This is a genomic window from Oerskovia jenensis, from assembly GCF_016907235.1.
Taxonomy (GTDB): Bacteria; Actinomycetota; Actinomycetes; order Actinomycetales; family Cellulomonadaceae; genus Oerskovia; species Oerskovia jenensis.
Window position 1 is genome coordinate 782,620 of record NZ_JAFBBO010000001.1, and the last position, 14,636, is coordinate 797,255.

The following is a 14,636-nucleotide window of genomic DNA, read 5'->3' on the forward strand; positions in this document are numbered from 1 at the left end:
GCGTCTCGGGTACGCACGTGACGGGGGTCCGTCGTGCCTGAGGGCGACGTCGTCCGGGTCACCGCGCAGCGTCTCGACGCCGCACTGAGCGGGCGCGTCCTGGAACGCGCCGAGCTGCGCTGGGCCGACGCGGGCGGGACCGACCTGACCGGCCGGACCGTGACCCAGGTGCTGGCATACGCCAAGCACCTCCTGACGCGCCTCGACGACGGCACGACCCTGCACACGCACCTGCGGATGGAAGGGCAGTGGCGGGTCGCCCGCACGGGCTCCCCTGCGGCGTCCGCTCGGGGGAGCGACGTGCGGGCGGTGCTCGCGAACGAGATCTGGACGTGCGTGGGCGAGCGGCTCGGGATGCTCGACGTGCTCCGCACGCGGGACGAGCACGTGCTCCTGGGGCATCTGGGCCCCGACATCCTCGCGGACGACTTCCTCACGAACCCCGAGGACGGCGTCCGGCTCGCGCTGTGCAGGCTGCGCGCGGCCGCCGCCGAGGGCGGCTTCCCAGCGCAGGCCACGGTGGGTGGCGGCACGTCGCGGACCCCGCGACCGTGGCCGCTCGCCGACGCCCTGCTCGACCAGCGCGGAGTCTCCGGCCTCGGCACCATCTACACCGCCGAGGGCCTGTTCGCGCAAGGGCTCTGGCCATGGACCCCGGTCGACGACGTCTCCGACCACGACCTGGAGGCCCTGCTGCGCACGACCCGCGGTCTGATGCTCCGCAGCGTCGCGGAGGGCGTGGGCACGGTGCGTCGGCACGTCCACGGCAGAGCACGACGGGCGTGCCACCGCTGTGGCACGCCCGTCGCTGTCGCTCGGGCGAACGAGGCGCCCTTCGAGCGACCGATCTTCTGGTGTCCGAGCTGTCAGAAGCCCTGAGGCACTGTCAGCCGACCGGCTGGAGGTCTTCCCGCATGCGTCGTGCGCTCTCCGCCGCAGCACCGCGGCCCATGAGGCTCGTGGCGAAGTCCGCGGGGATCGTGTCGGGGATCATCAGACCCTCGGCCACGGCGACCCGGTCGCTGACCTCGCGGAGCACGATCGACATGGGGATGTCGAGCGCCTCGCAGATCGAACCCAGGAGCTCGGACGACGCTTCCTTCTGGCCGCGCTCGACCTCACTGAGGTACCCCAGGGAGACGCGTGCGGCCGAGGACACCTCTCGCAGGGTGCGGCCCTGTCGCTGGCGAGCGTCTCGCAGCACGTCCCCGATCTCTCGTCGAAGAACAATCATCTGGCGGCCCCCTTCCGTGTCCTGTGCGACCGTCGGAGCCTGCCTGGCCCCGGTGGTGGTTCGCTGTCCTGTCGTTCCCCGCGCCCCTCGCGCGGGGATCGTCCTACCGTACCCCGCACCCGGGGTTGTCTCATGCGCTGATCTGTTGAATGGCCTCTTGGCGATCACGTGCTGTTCAACGCGCTTCCTGCCAGGGTTGTTCCCGCACCACGGAGTCGTCCACGACCGTGCCGGGAGTTCACGAACTCTCCACGCACTCCCCAGCGCTTGCCCTCGTCCCGGCCACCCGCGGGCAGGCCCGCCGCGCGCTGGTACGCGCAGAGATCACCCGGCGACGACGCGCCGGGCCAGCTCGAGAACCCGGCTGACCGCGGCCTCGCGGACCTCGGCCCGGTCACCCGCGAGGTGCAGCTCTCCCACCTCGGTGCGCTCGGGCGACGACACGGCCACGTACACCAGCCCCGGCTCCTTGCCGTCCTGGGAGTCGGGCCCGGCGACGCCGGTGGTCGCGAGGCCGACGTCGGCGCCCAGGAGGCGCCGTACGCCGCGGGCCATCTGCTGCGCGACCTCCGGGTCGACGGCGCCGCGTTCGGCGAGCAGGTCGGCCTCGACTCCCAGGAGGCTCGCCTTGAGGTCGGTCGCGTACGCCGTGACGCCACCTCGCACCACGGCGGAAGCCCCCGGGACGGCGACCAGGCGGGCCGCGACGAGCCCTCCGGTCAACGACTCGGCGACCGCGAGGGTCCAGTCCCGCGACGCGAGCAACGCCAGGAGGTCGGCGGCGTCGGCGGGCGGCGCGTCAGCGCTCGCCATGCTCACCGGGTCGGTCCTGACCCGCCGTCCTGGCCGCGCGCAGCGCGTCGCGCCTCAGACGCCAGCCCTGGTAGGCGTACTCGACGCCGGTGACCACGGTGACGACCAGGGCGACCAGGAGCACCACCCAGCCGACGACCGAGATCCACCCGGGCATCTGGTCGAGCGGCAGCAGGAAGATCGAGATCGCGACCGACTGCAGCACGGTCTTGAGCTTGCCGCCGCGCGACGCCGGCATGACGGTGTACTTGAGCACCGCGAAGCGCATGAGCGTGATGCCCAGCTCGCGCGCGAGGATGACGATCGTGACCCACCAGGGCAGGTCTCCGAGCGCCGAGAGCAGGACCAGCGCGGCGCCGATCAGCAGCTTGTCCGCAATGGGGTCGAGGAGCTTGCCGAGGTCCGTGACCAGGTCGTACTTCCGGGCCAGGTAACCGTCCACGCGATCCGTGGCGGCCGCGAGGACGAACAGCGCCGTCGCGACCAGTCGCCAGGTCACCGTGTGCCCGCCGTCGGCGAGCAGGGCCCACGCGAAGAAGGGGACCACGGCGATCCGGGCGATAGTGACCGCGTTCGCGGAGTTCCAGGGGGACGGGACGGCTGTGACCACACGACAAGCGTAGGCGCTGCACGGGCGCTCGCCCGACCACGTCCAGATCGCGACCGAACGGACAAGCCGGGGCACAACGGTCGTCGGGGCGCGAGCGATGTCCTGCGCCGTGATCCGAGACGATAGTCTCTGCGCCGTGACACGCCATGCGCGGGGCTCCGGCAGCCACCGCCAACTCGTCCCTCTGCTCGCGGTCGGCGTCGCCGCCTCCGCGCTCGCGGTGATCGGAGCCCTCGCGTTCGACGACGGCACCTCGCCGACGGCCGGCCCGTCCGCGCCCCCGGCCCCCTCGGCGTCCGCGCCGGTGGAGGTCACCCCCGAGCCCGAGCCGGACGCGGTCTTCACCGTGGTCGCGGGCGGCGACGTCCTACCCCATCTCCCGGTCCACACGTCCGCCCGCACGGACGGCGGCTACGACTTCAGCGCCGTGCTCGCAGGGACCGATGCGTGGGTCGGTGGAGCCGATCTCGCCCTGTGCCACCTCGAGGTCCCCCTCACCGCGGCCGGTGAGCGGCCGCGCGGCTACCCCGTGTTCGCGGCCGACGCCCACCTCGCGACCGACCTGCGCGAACAGGGCTGGGACGGCTGCTCGACCGCCTCCAACCACTCCGTCGACCAGGGCGAGGGAGGCGTGGTCGCGACGCTCGACGCCCTGGACTCCGCAGGCCTGGGGCACGTCGGCACCGCACGCAGCGCCGCGGAGGCCGCAGCCCCCGCCCTGTACACGCTCGAACGGGCCGGGCGGACGATCGTCGTGGCTCACATCGCGGGCACCTACGGCACCAACGGCATGCCGATCCCGGCGTCCGCCCCGTGGTCGGTCACGCTGCTCGACGGCGCCGACCTGGTCGGTCGCGCGCAGGCGGCCCGCGCAGCGGGAGCCGACCTGGTGATCGTGAGCATGCACGCCGGCGTCGAGTACTCGACCCCGCCGACCGATCAACAGGTCGAGCTCGCGTCCCTGCTTGCGACCTCGGGCCAGGTCGACCTGCTGATCGGGCACCACGCCCACGTCCCGCAACCGACGGCGCTGCTCCCCGGCGGCCCCGACGGTCAGGGAATGTGGGTGGCCTACGGTCTCGGCAACTACGTGTCCAACCAGGACGCCGACTGCTGCGACGCGCGGACCGACTCGGGGCTGCTCGTCACCGCGACGATCACCCAGCCCGCGGGGGCCCCGGCCCGAGTGACCGGGTTCGAGTGGACCGCGATCACGGTCGACCGGCTCGGCAAGCATGCGGTGCGGGCACTGCCCGACATCACGACGGGAACCGGGAGCCTGACACCGGCGGCCGTCGCCGACCGCTACGACCGCGTCCGGACAGCGGTGGGCGCCGCAGCACCCGAACGACTGTCGCCCCCTGTCCCCACCGGTGGTCCCCCGACGGTCGCGCCGCGGGTGATCGACGCCGCTCCGTCCGCGTCCTTCCCGGGCTCCGGGTCGGCGAGCGGGAGCGTGGACCAGAGCTGACCGGGTCGGACGGGTCGTCGCGCGCGACTGCCTCCCCGGGGCCGGTCGACCGATCCCGGCGAGCCGCACGAGATGCCGCCGGCCGCGACGCGGACCGGACTCAGCGCTCGCGCCAGTCCGCCTCGTCGCCCGCGTCGTCGTGGTACTCCTGCGCGACCGGGGGCATGTGCCCGTCCGCGCCGTCGGAGTAGTCGCGGCCGTTCCCGGACGCAGGCTCGCCGCCCGCGGACTCGCCGTCGTAGACGTCGGGCCCGGGTTCGCCGCGCAGCATCGCGAGGGTCGCAGGGAGGTCCTCGGCCGTGAGCATGACCTCGCGCGCCTTGGAGCCCTCGGAGGGGCCGACGATCTCCCGCGACTCGAGGAGGTCCATGAGACGCCCGGCCTTGGCGAAACCGACGCGCAGCTTGCGCTGGAGCATCGAGGTCGAGCCGAACTGCGTCGTGATGACGAGCTCCGCAGCCTGCAGGAGCAGGTCGAGGTCGTCCCCGATGTCCTCGTCGACCTGCTTCTTGGTCGCGGCCGAGGCCGCGACGTCGGTCCGGTACGACGGCTTGAGCTGGGCCTTGACGTGCTCGACGACCGCGTGGACCTCGCTCTCGCCGACCCACGCCCCCTGCACTCGCATGGGCTTGGCGGCGCCCATGGGCAGGAAGAGCGCGTCGCCCTGACCGATGAGCTTCTCCGCGCCGGGCTGGTCGAGCACGACGCGCGAGTCGGCGAGCGACGACGTCGCGAACGCGAGCCGTGAGGGCACGTTGGCCTTGATGAGTCCCGTGACGACGTCGACCGACGGACGCTGCGTCGCGAGCACCAGGTGGATGCCCGCGGCTCGCGCGAGCTGCGTGATGCGCTGGATCGAGGCCTCGACGTCGCGCGGGGCGACCATCATGAGGTCGGCGAGCTCGTCGACGACCACGAGCAGGTACGGGTAGGTCGCGATCTTGCGCTCCGAGCCCGGCAGCGGCTTGACCTTGCCCGCCCGGACCGCGGCGTTGAAGTCGTCGACGTGCTTGTACCCGAACATCGCGAGGTCGTCGTAGCGCGCGTCCATCTCCCGCACGACCCACTCGAGGGCCTCGGCGGCCTTCTTGGGGCTCGTGATGATGGGGGTGATGAGGTGCGGGATGCCCTCGTAGATCGTGAGCTCGACGCGCTTGGGGTCCACGAGCACCATGCGCACCTCTTCGGGCGTGGCCCGCATGAGGATCGAGACGATCATCGAGTTGATGAAGCTCGACTTGCCGGCGCCCGTGGCTCCTGCGACGAGGATGTGAGGCATCTTCGCGAGGTTGGCGACGACGTACCCGCCCTCGACGTCCTTGCCGACCCCCATGACCATGGGGTGCTCGGTGCGTCGGGCCACGGACGAGCGCAGCACGTCGCCCAGGACCACGGTCTCGCGGTCGGTGTTGGGGATCTCGATGCCGATCGCGGACTTGCCCGGGATGGGCGAGAGGATGCGCACGTCGGCCGACGCCACGGCGTAGGCGATGTTCTTGGACAGGTTCGTGATGCGCTCGACCTTGACGGCCGGGCCGACCTCGACCTCGTAGCGGGTCACGGTCGGTCCGCGCGTGAAGCCCGTGACCTTGGCGTCGATCTCGAACTGCTCGAAGACACGGGTGAGCGACTCGACCACGCGGTCGTTCGCCGCGGAACGCACCTTGTGGGGTGCGCCCTTGACGAGGTCGTCCTCGGAGGGCAGCACGTAGACCGTGTCGCCCTCGAGCATGGGTTGGACGCCACGCGGTACGGGGTTGTTGGGCGGCGGCGGGGGCGCGCCGGGCGAGGGGGACGTGCGACCGGCCGACGGGATCACCTGGGTGGGCAGGTCGGCGGCGTCGTCGTGCGCCTCGGGCGGCGGGGGCGGGACGGCTGCCGAGGCGCGGCGGCTGCGGGCGCTCTTGCGGGCAGCCTCCTCCTCGGCCTCGAGCATCGCGGCCCGCTCGAACGCCTCGTCGCCCACGTAGCCGCCGTCGAGGCGCTCGCGCTCGGCTGCGTCGGCCTCGCGCTCCGCCTTGGTCTTGCGGGTCCGCCCGACGCGGCGCTTGCGCGGCGCCTCGTCGGTGCCGTCGTGGCGCGAGACACCGTCGGCGAGCTGCAGGCCGTCGTCGTCCTGGGGCCCGCGGCCGTCCTCGCCCTCGCGGTGGTTGCCCGTGAGGCGGTCGTAGATGCCGCGCAGGCGGCTCGGGATCGCGTGCACGGGCGTCGCGGTGACCACGAGGATCCCGAAGAAGCCCAGCAGCAGGAAGAGGGGCACGGCGAACCACTCGGTGAGCCCCGTGTGGACCGGGGTCGCGAACAGGTACCCGATCACCCCGCCCGCGTCCTGGACGGCCTCGAAGCCGTCCCGCGGGGCCGGCAGGTCCTCGGCGATGTGCACCAGGGAGCAGACCGAGACGACGATGAACGAGAGCCCGATCGTGACGCGCGAGTTCGCCTGGGTGCGCTCGGGGTGTCGCATGATCCGGACCGCGAGCCAGATGAGCAGGACGGGCAGGGCGACCGCGGCGACGCCGAAGACGCCCGCCGAGACCGCATGGACGGCGGTGCCGAACGCGCCCGCGATCCCCCACCACTCGCGCGCCGCGACGATCACGGCGAGTGCCAGGAGGAGGAACGCGACGCCGTCGCGCCGATGTGAGGGGTCCAGCTCTCTTGCTCCCTTGCCGATGCTGCGGGTGACCGCGCCGATCGCGTGCGCGCACCCCAGCCACAGACCGCGCACCGCGCGGACGGGCCACGGTGCAGGCCGAGCGACCGGTCTGCGTGCCGACGAGCCCCGCGGAGCGCGGGACGCGCTCGAAGATCCCCCCGATCTGCCCGTCGTACCACGCGAGGTGGTCTTGCGGGAGGTCGCGGGCCGTTTCGTCGAGGTGGACGTCCGGGTCGCCATAGTACGCACCACCGTACCTGTGCACGCCAGGCCGGACCCGCACCTCGAGGGTGCGTGTCCTGTGACGAATCCGGCAACGTTCCCGGCCCGCGCCGTGCCGCGACGCCCGGGCACGTCCGGCGGGAGCGGTCGCGACGGGTGGCCTGACCGGGGCAGGATCGGGACATGGACACCACTCCCCCGCTGCGCGAGCTGCACGAGATCGCCGACGGCGTGCACGTCGCGACGGCCGAGATCTGGACGAGCCTCACGACCATCGTCGTGGCCGCGGACGGACGAGCCCTGGTCGTGGACCCCGGCATCACGGTCGCCGAGGTCGAGTCCCTCGCGGCCGCGATCGCCCACCGTGGCTGGCACGTCACGGCCGGGTTCTCGACGCACCCGCACTGGGACCACGTCCTGTGGTCGCGGTCGCTGGGCGACGTCCCGCGCTGGGCCTGCCCGACGGCGGTGCGCGCCCAGGAGCGGAGCCTCGCCGAGGACCTCGTGAAGGTCGAGCGCGAGGCCCCGGGGCACGACCTCACGCTGTTCGGTCTCCTCACCCCCGTTCCCCCGACGCAGACGGGTACCTCCCCAGGGGCCGGACGACCGGACGGGCCGCACCTGCCGTGGCCCGACGGACCCGGGCACGCCACGCCGTCGGGCACCGTGGCGGTTCCCGGCGTGACTCCCGGCGCAGCCGAGCCCGTCGTGCTCGTGGTCGAGCACCAGGCGCACGCGCCGGGCCACGGCGCGCTCGTCCTGCCGGGAGCCGGGGTGATCGTGGTGGGGGACATGCTCTCGGACATCGAGGTGCCGCTCCTGGACCTCGAGTCCCCCGACCCCGTGGGCGCGTACCGCGCGGGCCTCGACGTGCTCGAACGCGCGGTCTCCGAGCACGGTGTGCACACCCTCGTCCCGGGACACGGGCACGTCGCCACGGGCAGCGACGCGATCTGGGAGCGCTTCGGCGCAGACCGTGCCTACCTCGACGCACTGGAGACGGCGGCGAGCGGCGACGCGGACGGCGCCGACGGCTCGGACGACCCCCGCGTCACGGGCGAGTGGGTCGTGGGCGAGCACCGCAAGCAGCTCGACCACCTGCGCGGCGCGTAGCCCCTCGGCCCGGTCCGGGCGGGTACCAGCTCGACGCCGCGCCCTCCCCGCTACCCGGCGCGGGCGGGCACCAGGCACTCGACGTCGGCGACCGCCCGCGCCGCGAACGGCTCGCTCAGCGCGCGCAACCGAGGCAGCGCGAGCGACAACGACGCCCCCAGAAGGGTGAGCCCGTCCAGACCGGTGCTGCACCAGACCGCGAGCTCGCCGTCCCTCCGGGTCGAGGGGTCCCAGAGCAGCGCGTCGCCGTTCTCGCTGAACGCGAAGACGACGAGCCGCCGGGCGGTCGACCAGTCCCCGTCGGGCTCGACCATCCAGTCGAACCCTTCGGCCTGGCCGTCCTCGTAGGTCGCGCGGAAGCGGTCGGTGAGGTGGGCGGCCCGGTGCTGCCAACCGTCCGCGAACCCGTCTCGGGCCGGCGGGTACACGAGCCAGAGCCCGAACAGGCGGCAGAACCCGGCCCGTCCGACGAGCCGCCGGTACGACGACGGGAAGCCCTCTCCGTCGTCGAACCGGAAGCCCTCCAGCAGCTCGGTCGCGACGGCCCCGAGCGCGGGGGTGCCGGTGAGCGTGAGCGCGTCGGTCATTCGAGGCGTCAGTCGTCGAGACCGAGCTCGACCGACCGCGCGAGGGCTGCGTCCAGGGCCGCGTCGTCGGCGATGATCCGCGACAGGTGCCGGGCTGCGACCAGGAGCGCGTCGAGGTCCGTGCCGTAGACGCTCAGCATCCCGCCCTCGGGGTCGAACCCGACGGTGTCGAGCGTCGCGGGCGACTCGTCGGTCAGCACCGCTCGGAGGGCTCCCGCGAAGTCGTAGCCCGACCCCTCGACGCCGTGACGCTCGAGCGCTCCCTTGTGCACGAGGTACTCGGGCCCGCCCGGCGAGTAGATGATGCTCGAGCTCGCGTCGTGGGTCACCAGGAGGACGGGCGCGAGGCCGGAGAAGTCTGCTGAGGTTGCCATGGCCGCGATGCTAGCGACACGCACCCACACGAGCACGGACCCGAGGACCTACGCGACCAGCAGACCCACCCCGAGCGTCACGACCCCTGCGGCGACGCACCCGGCGCCGACCGGCAGCAGCACGACCCACCGGTTGGGCGCCTCACGCCCCACACCGGTCGCGGACAGGAAGAACCCGCCGGGCAGCAGGATCGCCCCGACGAGGACACCCACCCCCGCGAGCCAGCCCCAGAAGCCCGTGAGCCCGGTCGCCTGGCTCAGCACGAGGCACAGCAGCCCCAGGATCACGAGCACCCCGGCGTGCGCGTGCCCGGCCCGGAAGAAGGACGTCTGGAACGACGTGGCCGGGACCTTGCCGGTCACGACCCTGACGAGGAAGAACCCGCCGGACTCGATCCCGACGATCGTCAGGAGCACGATCCCGGCGGTGATGCGGACGGCGTCGGTGAGCTCGAGCACGAGGGCCTCCCCTGGTCGGCCGAGCGGTCTCGGCAGAATTTACGAACACCGTTATAGAACACCGTTCGCAAACCTGCGTCAAGAGATCTAGACTCCTGTCCGTGGCCAGACCCCGACTGCACGACGACTCCCTGCGCGCGTCCCTGCTCGACGTCGCCTCCCGGCAGATCTCCGAGCACGGCGAGTCGGCGGTCACGGTCCGTGGGGTCGCGCAGGCTGCGGGGACCAGCGCCTCCGCGGTCTACGCGCTCTTCGGCAGCCGCGAGGAGCTGGTCGCCGCGGTGAGCGTCGAGGGCTTCCGGCGCTTCGCGGTGCACCTGGGTTCCGCACCGACGACCGGCTCGCCCACCGAGGACCTCCTGCACCTGGGCCTCGCCTACCGGACCAGCGCGCTGGCCGACCCCCACTTCTACCGCGTGATGTTCGAGGGTCCCGCACCCGCCGGCAGCGCGATCCCGGCCGTCGCCGAGCCGACGTTCGACGTCCTGCGGCAGGCGGTGGCGCGGGTGCTCGAGGCCGCCTCACGAGAGGGCAGCAGCACCCCGCTGCCCCGGCGTGCCCTGCAGGCTGCCGCCGAGGAGGCCTCGTTGGTCCTGTGGGGCCTCGTCCACGGACTCGTGAGCCTCGAGCTCGGTGGGCTCCTGCCCGGGGGCCCAGAGACGTCGGCGAGACGCTACGAGCAGGCGATCCTCGCCGTCGGGCCGCCGCTGCTGCGGGCGGCCCCTTCTCTCGCCGCCCCCTGACGACGAAGGGCCCTTCCTCCCGCAGAGCGGGAAGAAGGGCCCTTCGGACGATCCGTCGACTACGCCTCGACGACGACCGGGACGATCATCGGGCGACGACGCAGGCGGTTCGACACCCAGCGCCCGACCACGCGGCGCATGACCTGCTGGAGCTGGTGCACGTCCGTCGCGCCGCCCGAGATGGCGTCCTCGAGGGCCTGCACGACCTGCGGGCGGACGTCCTCGAACACGGCGTCGTCCTCGGCGAAACCACGCGCGAGGATGTGCGGGCCCGCGATGACCTTGCCCGTCGCGGAGTCGACCACGGCGAACAGGGAGATGAAGCCCTCCTCGCCGAGGATCTGGCGGTCCTTGAGCTCGGCGTCCGTGAGCTCGCCGACGCTCGACCCGTCCACGTAGACGTAGCCGCACGGGACGGCGCCGACGACCGAGGCCTTGCCGTCGACGAGGTCGACGACCACGCCGTCCTCGGCGAGGATCACGCGGTCCGCGGGCACACCCGTCTTGACCGCGAGCGCACCGTTGGCCACGAGGTGACGGACCTCGCCGTGCACCGGCATGACGTTCTTGGGCCGCAGGATGTTGTAGCAGTAGATGAGCTCGCCCGCGCTCGCGTGACCCGAGACGTGCACCTTGGCGTTGCCGCCGTGCACGACGCGTGCGCCGAGGCGCGTGAGGCCGTTGATGATGCGGAAGACCGCGTTCTCGTTGCCCGGGATGAGCGAGGACGCGAGGATCACGGTGTCGCCGTGGCTGACCGAGACCTTGTGGTCGCCGTTGGCCATGCGCGACAGCGCGGCCATGGGCTCGCCCTGCGAGCCCGTGCACATGAGGACGATCTCGTCGTCACGCAGCGAGTCGACCTTCTTGAGGTCGATCAGGACGCCGTCCGGCACCTTGAGGTAGCCGAGCTCGGCCGCGATGCCCATGTTGCGGACCATCGACCGCCCCACGAGAGCGACACGGCGCCCGTGGTTGTGCGCGGCGTTGAGGACCTGCTGGACACGGTGCACGTGCGAGGAGAACGACGCGACGATGATCCGCTTGTCCGAGGCGCCGAAGACGCTGTCCAGGACCGGGCCGATCTCGACCTCGGGGGTCACGAAGCCCGGGACCTCGGCGTTGGTCGAGTCGACCATGAACAGGTCGACGCCCTTCTCGCCCAGGCGCGCGAACGCGCGCAGGTCCGTGACGCGTCCGTCGAGCGGCAGCTGGTCCATCTTGAAGTCGCCCGTGTGCAGGACCGTGCCGGCCCCCGTGGTGACCGCGACCGCGAGCGCGTCCGGGATCGAGTGGTTGACCGCGACGAACTCGCAGCTGAAGGGGCCGAACTCGACCGTCTCGTCCTCCTTGACCACGCGGGTCACGGGGGCGATGCGGTGCTCCTTGAGCTTGGCCGAGATGAACGCGAGCGTGAGCTGCGAGCCCACGAGGGGGATGTCGCGGCGCAGGCGCAGCAGGTACGGCACGGCACCGATGTGGTCCTCGTGGCCGTGCGTCAGGATGATCGCCTCGATGTCGTCGAGACGGTCCTTGATGTAGTCGAAGTCCGGCAGGATCAGGTCCACGCCGGGCTGGTTGTCCTCGGGGAAGAGGACGCCGCAGTCGATGACGAGCAGACGCCCGTCGTACTCGAGGACGGCCATGTTGCGTCCGACCTCGCCCAGTCCGCCGAGGGCGACGATGCGCAGGGCACCGGCCGGCAGCGCGGGGGGCAGGGACAGTTCGGGGTGAGGGTGGCTCACGGGGCCTCCTGGCCTGTAGTTCAGCTTGTTCAGCGTGGCCGCGGGGTCACCGGATCCAGCAGGCCGGAGGCCTCCAGACCGGCGCGGACGACGGCGACCTCGTCGTCCGTGGCTGCGACGTACGGCAGCCTGAGGTATCGGTTCTCGGTGACTCCGAGGAGCTGGAGCGCGGCCTTGGCCATGACGGCCTGGAAGCCCGCTCCGTTGATGGCGTCGATCGTGGGGGTGACGGAGCGGAAGGCCGCGAGGGCCGCCGCGTTGTCACCGGCGTCGAACGCCGCGACGACCTGGGCGAAGCGCGCGCCGACCACGTGCGCGGACACGGACACGATGCCGGACGCGCCGTGCGCGAGGAACGGCAGCAGCACGGCGTCGTCCCCGGAGTACCAGGCGAGGCCGGTCGACTCGATGAGCTTGGCCGCGGTGTAGACGTCGCCCGTCGCGTCCTTGTTCGCGACGATGCGCTCGTGCGCCGCGAGGCGCTCGATCGTGGCCGGGGCGATGCGGACGCCCGAGCGGCCCGGGACGTCGTAGATCATCACGGGCAGCGGCGTCGCGTCCGCGACAGCCGTGATGTGGCGGTACAGCCCTTCCTGGGAGGGGCGGGAGTAGTAGGGGCTCACGACGAGGAGCCCGTGCGCACCGGCCTCCGCGGCCTGCTCGGCCATGCGGACGGCGTGCTGGGTGTCGTTCGAGCCGGCCCCGGCCAGGACGTGCGCGCGGTCCCCGACCGCGTCGACGACCGCGCGGATGAGCTCGGCCTTCTCGGGTGCGTGCGTCGTGGGCGACTCCCCCGTGGTCCCGCTCAGGACGATCCCGTCGTTCCCGTTGTCCACGAGGTGCTTCGCGACCTTGGCCGCTGCGTCGAGGTCGATCTCTCCGGCGAGGGTCATCGGGGTGACCATCGCGGTCAGGACGGCGCCGAACGGTCGGGACGTGGTGGGGGGAAGTGCCATGTGCACAAACTACCGCGCGCGCGACCGAAACGGCGTGTCGGTCCACGGGGCGTGCGGGTCCCGGGCGGCGACGACGGGGGCGTCCGTGGCCTGGGTCGCCTCGGCGAGTCGGCGCGGACGCGGACCAGTCGGTGCAATCTCCCGCCGGTCGCGTGATACTCGAACCATGTCGCCCGCCACGAACGCCCTGTCCCCCGCCCTGGTCTCGCACCTGCCGACCGGGCTGCTGATCGGTGGCCAGTGGGGCCCGGCCGAGGACGGTCGGACGTTCGAGGTCGCCGACCCGGCGACCGAGGAGGTCCTGTTCGACGTCTCGGACGCGAGCCCCGCAGACGGCCTGCGCGCGCTCGAGGCCGCGCACGCCGCAGCCCCGGCCTGGCGTGCCGTCGCGCCGCGCGAACGCTCCGAGCTCTTGCGCGCGGTCTTCGCGACGCTGACGGCCCGCGCCGACGACATCTCCGCGCTCATCACGGCCGAGTGCGGCAAGCCGCTTGCCGAGGCGCGTGCCGAGGTCGTGTACGGCGCGGAGTTCCTGCGCTGGTACGCCGAGCAGGCAGTGCGCACCGACGGCCTGGTCCGCACGGCCCCGGGCGGCGCGAACCGGCAGCTCGTATCGCGCCGCCCGGTGGGTCCGGCGCTGCTCATCACGCCCTGGAACTTCCCGATCGCGATGGCGACGCGCAAGATCGGCCCGGCTCTCGCGGCGGGCTGCACGGTCGTGATCAAGCCCGCGCACCTGACCCCCCTCACGACCTCGCTGGTCGCCGAGATCATCCGTGGGCACCTCGAGGACCGCGGCCTGCCGACGGGCGTGGTCAACGTCGTGCCGACGTCGTCGGCAGGAGAGGTGACGACGCCCCTGCTCGCGGACCCGCGTCTGCGCAAGCTCTCCTTCACGGGGTCCACGGGCGTGGGCCGCACGCTCCTCAAGGGGGCAGCGGACCAGGTCCTGCGGACCTCGATGGAGCTCGGCGGCAACGCGCCGTTCCTCGTCTTCGCGGACGCCGACCTCGACGCCGCGGTCGAGGGTGCGCTCGTGGCCAAGCTCCGCAACACGGGTCAGAGCTGCGTCGCGGCCAACCGCTTCCTGGTGCACGACGCCGTCGCGCGCGACTTCGGCCAGCGCCTCGCGCGGGCGTTCTCGGAGCTGCGCGTCGGGCCGGGCAGCGAGGAGGGCGTGCAGGTGGGCCCGCTCATCGAGGCCAAGGCCGTGGACAAGGTCGACGAGCTCGTCGCGGTCGCGTCCGACGAGGGCGCGCAGGTCCTCACGGGCGGCGACCGGCCGCGGTCCCCCGGCCACTTCTACTCCCCCACGGTCCTGACCGGGGTCGACGCGGGCTCGCGCGTGGTGACCGAGGAGATCTTCGGCCCGGTCGCCCCGATCGTCGCGTTCGCCGACGACGACGAGGGCATCGCCCTGGCCAACGACACCGAGTACGGCCTCGCGGCCTACGCCTACACCCGGGACCTCGCGCGCGCGGTGCGCGTGGGCGAGGAGGTCGACGCCGGGATGATCGGGATCAACCGTGGCCTGGTGTCCGACGCGAGCGCCCCCTTCGGCGGCATGAAGCAGTCCGGGCTCGGGCGCGAGGGTGGCGAGGCGGGGCTCGAGGAATACCTCGAGACCGTGTACGTCGCGCTCTGACCCCACCC

Annotated in this window: 14 protein-coding genes; 5 read left to right on the forward strand and 9 right to left on the reverse strand. The window is 72.6% G+C overall.

All coding sequences use genetic code 11. From position 1 onward, the window contains the following. Positions 1-33 precede the first annotated feature (33 nt). Entirely contained in the window at positions 34-879 is an 846-nt protein-coding gene (locus JOD49_RS03535; RefSeq protein ID WP_205305992.1) for a DNA-formamidopyrimidine glycosylase family protein, read from the forward strand. A 7-nt stretch (positions 880-886) separates the two neighbouring features. On the opposite strand, the gene JOD49_RS03540 is transcribed toward JOD49_RS03535, so the two are convergent. The 3 genes from JOD49_RS03540 to pgsA form a co-directional block, all read right to left on the reverse strand. Further along, complete coding sequence (locus JOD49_RS03540) at positions 887-1,234, reverse strand: helix-turn-helix domain-containing protein (RefSeq protein ID WP_191790629.1); 348 nt, start codon at positions 1,232-1,234, stop codon at positions 887-889. Between the two features lie 324 nt (positions 1,235-1,558). Then, positions 1,559-2,047, reverse strand: coding sequence for a CinA family protein (locus tag JOD49_RS03545; RefSeq protein WP_205305993.1), 489 nt, complete (start codon positions 2,045-2,047; stop codon positions 1,559-1,561). Then, positions 2,034-2,657, reverse strand: coding sequence for a CDP-diacylglycerol--glycerol-3-phosphate 3-phosphatidyltransferase (gene pgsA / locus JOD49_RS03550; protein ID WP_205305994.1), 624 nt, complete (start codon positions 2,655-2,657; stop codon positions 2,034-2,036). The genes JOD49_RS03545 and pgsA overlap by 14 nt, the downstream gene beginning before the upstream one ends. Before the next feature lie 136 nt (positions 2,658-2,793). On the opposite strand from pgsA, the gene JOD49_RS03555 reads away from it, so the two are divergent. Further along, complete coding sequence (locus JOD49_RS03555; RefSeq protein WP_307822362.1) at positions 2,794-4,128, forward strand: CapA family protein; 1,335 nt, start codon at positions 2,794-2,796, stop codon at positions 4,126-4,128. 100 nt (positions 4,129-4,228) lie between these two features. On the opposite strand, the gene JOD49_RS03560 is transcribed toward JOD49_RS03555, so the two are convergent. Continuing rightward, positions 4,229-7,024 carry an FtsK/SpoIIIE family DNA translocase gene (locus JOD49_RS03560; protein WP_205305996.1) on the reverse strand — a complete coding sequence of 932 codons (2,796 nt, stop codon included), beginning with the start codon at positions 7,022-7,024 and terminating at the stop codon, positions 4,229-4,231. A 165-nt stretch (positions 7,025-7,189) separates the two neighbouring features. Here JOD49_RS03560 and JOD49_RS03565 point away from each other — a divergent pair, with 165 nt between their 5' ends. Then, positions 7,190-8,119 carry an MBL fold metallo-hydrolase gene (locus JOD49_RS03565; protein WP_205305997.1) on the forward strand — a complete coding sequence of 310 codons (930 nt, stop codon included), beginning with the start codon at positions 7,190-7,192 and terminating at the stop codon, positions 8,117-8,119. Positions 8,120-8,169: 50 nt separating this feature from the next. On the opposite strand, the gene JOD49_RS03570 is transcribed toward JOD49_RS03565, so the two are convergent. From JOD49_RS03570 to JOD49_RS03580, 3 genes are read right to left on the reverse strand one after another with little or no spacing between them, the layout of a single operon-like run. After that, positions 8,170-8,706, reverse strand: coding sequence for a hypothetical protein (locus tag JOD49_RS03570; RefSeq protein ID WP_205305998.1), 537 nt, complete (start codon positions 8,704-8,706; stop codon positions 8,170-8,172). Between the two features lie 8 nt (positions 8,707-8,714). Next, positions 8,715-9,080, reverse strand: a complete 366-nt coding sequence (locus JOD49_RS03575; protein WP_205305999.1) for an Imm51 family immunity protein — start codon at positions 9,078-9,080, stop codon at positions 8,715-8,717. Between the two features lie 48 nt (positions 9,081-9,128). After that, a complete protein-coding gene (locus JOD49_RS03580) occupies positions 9,129-9,539 on the reverse strand; it encodes a hypothetical protein (RefSeq protein ID WP_205306000.1) in 411 nt (136 codons plus the stop codon). 101 nt (positions 9,540-9,640) lie between these two features. On the opposite strand from JOD49_RS03580, the gene JOD49_RS03585 reads away from it, so the two are divergent. Further along, positions 9,641-10,282, forward strand: coding sequence for a TetR/AcrR family transcriptional regulator (locus JOD49_RS03585; RefSeq protein ID WP_205306001.1), 642 nt, complete (start codon positions 9,641-9,643; stop codon positions 10,280-10,282). Between the two features lie 59 nt (positions 10,283-10,341). Here the strand turns inward: JOD49_RS03585 and JOD49_RS03590 are convergent, their stop codons facing one another. Together JOD49_RS03590 and dapA are read right to left on the reverse strand one after the other, a co-directional pair. Continuing rightward, a complete protein-coding gene (locus tag JOD49_RS03590) occupies positions 10,342-12,027 on the reverse strand; it encodes a ribonuclease J (protein ID WP_205306002.1) in 1,686 nt (561 codons plus the stop codon). Positions 12,028-12,056: 29 nt separating this feature from the next. Then, a complete protein-coding gene (gene dapA / locus JOD49_RS03595) occupies positions 12,057-12,983 on the reverse strand; it encodes a 4-hydroxy-tetrahydrodipicolinate synthase (protein ID WP_205306003.1) in 927 nt (308 codons plus the stop codon). 166 nt (positions 12,984-13,149) lie between these two features. Between dapA and JOD49_RS03600 the strand changes: the two genes are divergently transcribed. Continuing rightward, positions 13,150-14,628, forward strand: coding sequence for an NAD-dependent succinate-semialdehyde dehydrogenase (locus JOD49_RS03600; RefSeq protein ID WP_205306004.1), 1,479 nt, complete (start codon positions 13,150-13,152; stop codon positions 14,626-14,628). The last annotated feature ends 8 nt before the right edge of the window (positions 14,629-14,636 follow it).